At 59.9% G+C, this 1,973-nt stretch carries 2 protein-coding genes; both read left to right on the top strand.

Translation table 11 applies throughout. From position 1 onward, the window contains the following. A partial coding sequence (locus ACXJ5O_RS25470) for a transglutaminase-like domain-containing protein (protein WP_457302339.1) occupies positions 1-1,038 on the top strand: 1,038 nt, incomplete at its 5' end. A 38-nt stretch (positions 1,039-1,076) separates the two neighbouring features. Further along, positions 1,077-1,973: selenide, water dikinase SelD (gene selD, locus ACXJ5O_RS25465; RefSeq protein WP_457302338.1), on the top strand; the 897-nt coding region annotated here is incomplete at its 3' end.

Genomic DNA, 1,973 nt, shown 5'->3' with positions numbered 1-1,973 from the left:
GGACAGGTGTTTGCGGGCAGTGCTTTCGCGCCAAAGCCTGCCGCCTGGCGGACCTTCGAAATCACAACCCGTATTGAGCCATCAGGCACCGAGGGCAGCGGGCGCGCATGGATTCCATTGCCCGGTTTCAGCGCCAGCGACTGGAACCGGCCCGGGACAAGCACCTGGACGGCCAACGCGACCGGCGCCAGAATCGTGCACAGTCCGGCCAATGACACTGACATGCTGCTTGTTGAATGGAAAGCCGGCAGCATAGCACCTGCCGTCGAGATCATCAGCCGTGTCGCGACGCGCGATCGCGCCATCGATCTTTCAAAGCCAGTGGTTGCCACGCCGCTTAGCACTGACGAGCGCGCACGATATCTGGCCGGAAGCCGACTTGTCCCCACCGATGGCATCGTCAAGGAAACATCCGACAGGATCGTCGGCGATACCGCAAACGAGATCGAAAAGGCGAAGCTGATCTACGATTGGGTTGTTGAGAACACGTACCGGAATGCCGCGACGCGCGGCTGCGGTTCCGGTGATGTCGTGGCCATGTTGAGGAGCGGCAACCTTGGCGGCAAATGTGCCGATCTGAACGCTCTCTATGTCGGCCTTGCCCGAGCCGCTGGTCTGCCTGCACGCGACATTTACGGTCTCCGGGTTGCGCCATCCAACTTCGGCTACAAGAGCCTCGGCGCCAAGAACGACATCGTCACCAAAGCACAGCATTGCCGGGCGGAAGTCTATCTTTCTGACTTTGGCTGGGTGCCCGTTGACCCGGCGGATGTTCGAAAGGTCATGCTTGAGGAAGCGGAGGGCGGTCTTCCGGCTGACAATCCCAAGGTGGTTGCGGCGCGCGAGGCGCTGTTTGGCGCCTGGGAAGGCAATTGGATCGCCTATAATGACGCCCGCGACGTGATATTGTCCGGTTCGAGCGAAGCGGCGCTCGGTTTCCTGATGTACCCGCAGGCGGAAGTTGCGTCGGTCAGGCTCGATTGCCTTGAACCCGACGCGTTCAGATATACGATCCGGTCTCGAGAGATCACGATCTGACCTGATCCAGATTTCGAAAAATCGCATGGAGCCGCATCATGGATGATAGAACGTCATTGTCGCCGGTACGCCTGACCTCGCTGTCCCATGGTGGCGGATGCGGATGCAAGCTGGCACCGTCTGTCTTGCAGCAATTGCTTGCGGATCAACCCGTCACCGGACCGTTTGCCCGGTTGCTTGTCGGAACCGAAACCGGTGACGATGCCGCAGTCTGGCAGCTCGATGACGAAATCTGCGTGATCGCGACGACGGATTTCTTCATGCCCATGGTCGATGATCCTTTCGACTTCGGCCGGATCGCCGCAACCAATGCGATCTCGGATGTCTATGCAATGGGCGGAAAACCGATCATGGCACTCGCCATTCTCGGCATGCCGATCGACAAGCTGCCGACCGAGATGGTGCGCGAGATCCTGAAGGGCGGAAGCGCCATCTGCTCTGAGGCAGGTATCCCTGTTGCGGGCGGCCATTCGATCGATTCTCCCGAGCCGATCTATGGTCTTGCGGTCATCGGCACCTGYCCCGTTGCCAGTCTGCGGCGCAACAGCGGCGCCAAGCCCGGAGACACGCTGATTCTGACCAAGGCGCTTGGTGTCGGTATCTACTCGGCGGCGTTCAAGAAAGGCATGTTGCCGGCGGATGCCTATGGCGAACTTATCGCATCGACGACGCTCCTCAACCGCATTGGCAGCGAACTCGCCAAGGATGCGGATGTGCATGCCATTACCGACGTCACCGGCTTCGGCATTCTCGGCCATGCCCTTGAGATGGCACGAGGGTCGAATGTGCACATCTCGCTGCGCGCGGACGATATTGCCGTTTTCAACCATGGGGTCGAACTGGCACAGGAAGGTTTCGTGACCGGCGCTTCGAATCGCAATTGGGCAAGCTACGGTACAGAAATCGTCTTGCCCGCCGATTTCCCTGTATGGCGG

The sequence above is a fragment of the Phyllobacterium sp. P5_D12 genome, assembly GCF_054049495.1.
The sequence above is the reverse complement of the archived record's forward strand: the minus strand, read 5'-3'. Positions and strand labels throughout refer to the sequence as shown.